The organism is uncultured Cetobacterium sp. (assembly GCF_947039425.1).
Lineage (GTDB): Bacteria > Fusobacteriota > Fusobacteriia > Fusobacteriales > Fusobacteriaceae > Cetobacterium_A.
The window spans coordinates 1-5,820 of the sequence record NZ_CAMQYW010000113.1 but is presented as its reverse complement, the minus strand read 5'-3'; the positions used below and the strand labels follow the sequence as shown (position 1 = coordinate 5,820).

The window sequence follows — 5,820 nt, the reverse complement described above, 5'->3', positions numbered from 1 at the left end:
TGGAGTTCAGACGTGTGCTCTTCCGATCTGGACAAGAGGATACCCCTTCCTCAATAACCCCATTATCTGCTGAAGCTATAAAGTGGCACCCTTTTTTCAATTCATTTATTGGTTTTCCTGTTATTCCAGCAACCTTTATAGCCAAGTCCTCTAAAACTCCAAGACTTTTTTCTGGCTTCATTCTTGTATTTAAAATCTCTCTACACTGATTTTCTGACTCTCTATATGCACCATGTATTTCATCTAGTATCTTTTTTATTTGTTCCAACTTAGCCCCCTATATTAAAACCTTTAAGTATTGGATGTCCATCTGAAAATTCAAGAACAACAACTCCACCATTTTCAACACTATACTTCCAGTATGAATCAAGACCACTAGATATATAGTAACTTAAAATTGTATTAATAGGACCCCAATGAGATACTAAAACTGTAGTTTCATCTAAATTAACAACGTCATCTATAAATTTTATAGCTCTCTTTTGCATCTCTGTTACACTTTCACCAGTTATATAATTATAGTTTCTCCAGTCCTCACTGGCCTTTAACTCTTCTGGATACTTTTCCTGTAACTCTTTGTAACTATACCCTTCAAATATTCCAAAATTTATCTCTCTTAAACTTTCTGTTGAAACTAGTTCTATCTTTTTATGATTTACAATACTTGCAGTTTCAAATGCTCTACTTAAATCACTTGTATATATTTTATCATAATCTACATCTTTTAAAATCTCCATAGCTTTTTGAGCTTGGTTTTTCCCCTTCTCATTTAAAGGCGGATCCATATGACCAAAATATATTCCACGTACATTTAATTCTGTTTCTCCATGTCTCACTAAGATGATTTTACCCATTCATATCTCCCTTATAAAATTACATATATTAATAGTAGTGCTAAAACTGATGATAACTCAAGAAGTGCTCCTAGTGTATCACCAGTTATTCCACCTATTTTTCTAGTAATTAACTTTCCAAATAGGAATCCAACAACTGCTACTATATTTTGGATTAAGAAAAGGTTTACAAAAGGTAGTGCAAAATAGTGTGAAATTCCAAATATTATTGCTGTTACAAGAGCATATGACCACATTAAACTTGTCATATTTGTATTATCAACAAAAGTTTTTCCCATTCCTGTTCCTCTAGCATAAGGTTCTGTTGCACAGTTTACAACTCCGCCAATTCTTGACAATACTGGAACTATTAACATAATAACCCCTTGACTAATTCCAAAAAGATTTGAAACTTCCATAAGTAGTGCTATTTTAAATATAAAATATAGAACAAGTACTAAAACCCCATTTGTTCCAACTCTTGAATCTTTCATTATTTCAAGCATTTTCTGCTTACTTCTATAACTAAATATTCCATCAAAAGTATCAGCAAGTCCATCTAAATGTAGACCTCCAGTTATAACAACATCTAAAGTTACTAAAATTATTGCTATTATAAGATTTGATGGTATATACATCTGTAAAAACGTTCCAACCACTAAGTTGATAATTCCTATTACAAGTCCCACAACAGGGAACCATTTCATACTTTTCCCCAAAGCTTCTGAATCAAATTTATCTCCACCTGGAAAAGGTAATCTTGTCATAAATTTAAAAAGTAATGCTAATCCTTTCATATTTTCCTCCAACTTTATTTTAATTTTAATGTAAGTCCTGATACTACTAAATAGGCTTCTTCTGAGTTTTTAGCAACAATTTGATTCATCCTTCCACAAATATCTCTAAAATATCTTCCTAGAGCATAAGGTGGAATAAGTCCCATTCCAGCTTCATTGGATACTACAATCATATCAAGAGAGCTTTCTTTTATAAAAGATATTATTTTTTCAACTTGAATCTCTATCTCTTTCTCTATCTTTTGTAACTCCTCTTGACTTATAGTGTCCCAGTCCACAGGTCTATCCATTATCATATTGTTACTTACCATATTTGTTAAACAATCTAAAAGTACAATCTTTTCTTGAGACTTATAAGGTTCTAAATATTTTTCAATATTTTTATACTCCTCTATTGTAATCCACTCCTCTCCCCTTTGAATCTTATGAAGTTTTACCCTCTCCTTCATCTCATCATCAAAAGTAAGTGACGTTGCCACATAGATTCTCTCTTTTTCACTTTTAAATATTTCACTTTCTGCAAAGGAGCTTTTTCCACTTCTAGCTCCACCTGTAATATAGATTATTTTCCCCAAATTCCTCACCTTTTTTAGTTTTATAATATCATAATCTACCTAAAACTTCAATAAATGAAAAAAGAGCGCTAAGCACTCTCTCTCCTATATATGGGTTGAAATTTAATTACTTTTTATTTTGAAAGTGTCTCTCAAGTAATCCTAAGAAAGCTCTTCCGTGTCTAGCTTCATCTTTAGCCATTTCATGAACTGTATCGTGAATAGCATCAAATCCTAATTGTTTTGCTCTCTTAGCTATATCAAATTTACCAGCAGTTGCTCCATACTCAGCTTCAACTCTTCTTGATAAGTTCTCTTCAGTTGAATCAGTTACACACTCTCCTAATAACTCGGCAAATCTAGCTGCATGTCCAGCTTCTTCAAAAGCTATTCTTGTATAAGCTTCTGCCACTTCTGGATATCCTTCTCTATCAGCAACTCTAGCCATTGCAAGATACATTCCTACTTCCATGCACTCACCATTAAAGTTTGCTCTTAAACCATCTATTATCTCTTTATCTCCGCAAGCTAATCCCTCTCCGATTTTGTGTTCAGTAGCCCAAACTCTTGCTCCATTTTCATCATAAGGAACACACTTGTCTAAACCTACCTTACATAAAGGGCAAGCTCCTAAAGCCTCATCAAATACTTCTCCACATACTGTACATTTTACCTTTGCCATTTTGTTTCCTCCTCTAGAATCTTAATTTAATTTTATATACTCTTTTTATAGTTATATTTTTGTTTTCTTTTTTAATTTGTAATCGTTACATTTCTGTTTACATAGATAATATACTATATTTTTTAATCTATGTCAATTATTTTTTTATTTTTTTTATTCAAAAATACTCCAGTTAAAAAAGTCATAAAATCTGCAAATGGTAAAGATAGCCAAACTCCGTCTACACCAATGATTGAAGGTAGTGTGAAAATACCAATTAAAATAAATACTAAACTTCTTCCTATTGACAAGAAATTTGCTATTGTTGCTCTTTCCATTGATTGTAAGTATGATATATTTATAAAATTTGCTCCTAAAAATATCATAGCTGATGAGTAAAGTATAAGACCTCTTGTTGCAAGTTTTACAAGTTCCATATCTCCGTTGAAAAATTCAACTATCTCATTTCCACCAAAATAAACTGAGATTAAAATTAAAATAGCTACTATTAAAGATATTTTATGCCCTAGTATTAATGTTGCCTTTACTCTTGCCCATTTTTTAGCACCAAAGTTATAACTAACAATTGGCTGTATTCCTTGAGCTAATCCATTGAAAATCATTCTAAAAATATAAAACACATATGCAATAATACTAAACGCTGCAACTCCCATTTCACCTTTTAAATTCATTAAAGTTGAGTTAAATAAAATTGTAATTATAGCAACAGCAAACTCAAGTATAAATGATGGAAAACCATTTATAGTAATTCTTTTTATTATATTAAAATCAAATTTTGTTTTAACTAATTTTATTTTACAACTATGTTTAAAAAAGTGTGTAAATAGAAATAGGGCTGACCCCATTTGAGCTATTCCTGTAGCATAAGCTGCTCCAGTCATTCCCCAATCAAATTTAACAATGAATAAATAATCAAGCACCACATTTATAACTGCCCCAACACCCATTGATAGCATAGCAAAAGTTGGAGCATTATCATTTCTAACAACTGCATTTAAAGATATTGAAAGCATGAAAAATATACTAAATATAATTCCAGGAACCATATACTCTCTAACAAGTTCTGTAAGTTTTGCACTACTTCCTAAAAAAGTCATTACTTGATTTTGAAAAGCAAGTACAAAAATAGCTATAACTAAATAAGCTACTATATTTAAAACCACCATATGAGTAAAACACTTATTTACTTCTTTATAATCTCCCTGTCCCTGTTTTATTGAGATTATCGTAGCGCCTCCAACTCCAATCATTAAACTTAAAGATATTGCAAGGGTTATTACAGGATAAGCTATATTTATAGCTGCAAGCCCATTTGCTCCTATTCCTCTCCCTATAAAAATACCATCAACTATAACATAAAATGCAGATATTAACATTCCCATTACTGCTGGAAATGAAAAGTTAAAAAACAGTTTATTTATTGAATCTTTTTCCATGTCAAATTTCATTTTATCTCTTTTACCACTCCTATTTTTATTGTCTCACAAGGGAGTACTTTATCATATCCATATTGAAAACACAACATATTTTTTTCATAAAAAAAATGCCCAAAAAAGGTGCTTTTTAAACATCCCTTTTAGAGGCACTTTATATTTTTTTATTTTAATTTATCTTAGAAATTATATTTTGCTCCAAGCCCTGTTCTATATATATAATCTCTTTGAACTATTGGTGAATTTGTCATATCACTTGATAAGTTTTCAACACCAGCAAAACCTATGATACTCCAAGCATCTGATAGATTGTAGTTTATAGCTATATCTAGTCCACTTGTAACTCCTCCATCTGGATTATACTCTTTTGAAATTGCTGAATTTCTATCTGCTTCAGATTTACTTACTCCAAAGTAATAATCTACATAGTCCTTATCAAAATAAGTTATATAAGCTCTTGGAATTATACTTAGATTCTCTGTAACTCTAAATGGTCTAAATACACTTCCTCCAACTTGATTTCCATGCTCTCCACCTAGAGCATATACACCTAAGTGTACATCATTCCAACCAGTTGCATATCCATATTTTAATCCTGCTTCAAATTGATATTTTCTATCATCTATATTTTGGTATCCACTTGATAAATCCGATCTTTTTACTCTATATCCTCCAAGAGGATTAATTATTACGCTTAAAGTTGCTGCGTCTCCTTTTAATAAATCATACCCCATTGAAAATACACTATATCTAACTTCTCCTGTTCTCATAAAGAAATCTCCTGACTTTAACTCAAAAGTTGGAGCAATAGCACCCTGTGATCCAACTCCCTGATAAGGACTTGTTCCACTTACACCCATAACACCTACTGACCCAGTTATATCAAAAGCCATTAATGATGTCCCTAGTAAAATTGTTCCTAATGCTGCATTTAATTTTATCATTTTTCCCCTCCTATAGGTTTTATTGTTACGAGTATAATATAGTACATTTTATTTCAATATGCAATGATTTAAATAATCTAGTGCATACTGAACATACATAGATACCCCAATCTCTAATACTTCTTCATCTATATCAAATTTTTCATGATGATGAGGATAAATTATTCCTTCTTTTTCATTTCTAGCTCCTAAATTTGTCATTACCCCTGGAACTCTTGATGAAAATTCTGAAAAATCCTCTCCTCCCATTGATGGTTCTTTACTTATAATATTTTTTTCTCCCACTATTTTTCCAGCTGTTAATGTAGCAATATTACTGCAATTTATATCATTTACTAAGGAGTTTACACCTGTTATATATTCTAACTGAACTTTTGCTCTATATGTTTCTCCTGTAAATTTTGCAACTCTTTCTATACTCTCAAAGAAGTGCTTTCTTACCTCTGGATTATAACAACGTATTGTCCCTTCTAAAACTCCTTCTGAAGCTATTACATTATGTCTTGTTCCAGACTTAATTATTCCAATGGTTAATAGTGCTGGTTCTAATGGGTCTATCTCTCTACTTACAATACTT

The 5,820-nt window shown here is 31.3% G+C and carries 7 protein-coding genes; all 7 read right to left on the bottom strand.

The features are described from left to right. Positions 1-269: 269 nt before the first annotated feature. Entirely contained in the window at positions 270-854 is a 585-nt protein-coding gene (locus Q0V09_RS06875; RefSeq protein ID WP_297404573.1) for a histidine phosphatase family protein, read from the bottom strand. Positions 855-865: 11 nt separating this feature from the next. Then, on the bottom strand, positions 866-1,630 hold the full coding sequence (cobS, locus tag Q0V09_RS06870) for an adenosylcobinamide-GDP ribazoletransferase (RefSeq protein WP_297404575.1): 765 nt from the start codon (positions 1,628-1,630) through the stop codon (positions 866-868). A gap of 14 nt (positions 1,631-1,644) precedes the next feature. Then, on the bottom strand, positions 1,645-2,205 hold the full coding sequence (gene cobU, locus Q0V09_RS06865; protein ID WP_297404577.1) for a bifunctional adenosylcobinamide kinase/adenosylcobinamide-phosphate guanylyltransferase: 561 nt from the start codon (positions 2,203-2,205) through the stop codon (positions 1,645-1,647). 106 nt (positions 2,206-2,311) lie between these two features. Continuing rightward, entirely contained in the window at positions 2,312-2,866 is a 555-nt protein-coding gene (locus Q0V09_RS06860) for a ferritin family protein (protein ID WP_297404579.1), read from the bottom strand. Between the two features lie 122 nt (positions 2,867-2,988). Continuing rightward, the gene (locus Q0V09_RS06855) at positions 2,989-4,314 is read right to left on the bottom strand and encodes an MATE family efflux transporter (RefSeq protein ID WP_297487875.1); all 1,326 of its coding nucleotides are present in this window, start codon (positions 4,312-4,314) and stop codon (positions 2,989-2,991) included. Between the two features lie 164 nt (positions 4,315-4,478). Beyond that, the gene (locus Q0V09_RS06850) at positions 4,479-5,243 is read right to left on the bottom strand and encodes a MipA/OmpV family protein (protein ID WP_297487873.1); all 765 of its coding nucleotides are present in this window, start codon (positions 5,241-5,243) and stop codon (positions 4,479-4,481) included. A 48-nt stretch (positions 5,244-5,291) separates the two neighbouring features. After that, the coding region (locus tag Q0V09_RS06845; RefSeq protein ID WP_297487871.1) for a M20/M25/M40 family metallo-hydrolase at positions 5,292-5,820 on the bottom strand (529 nt) is incomplete at its 5' end.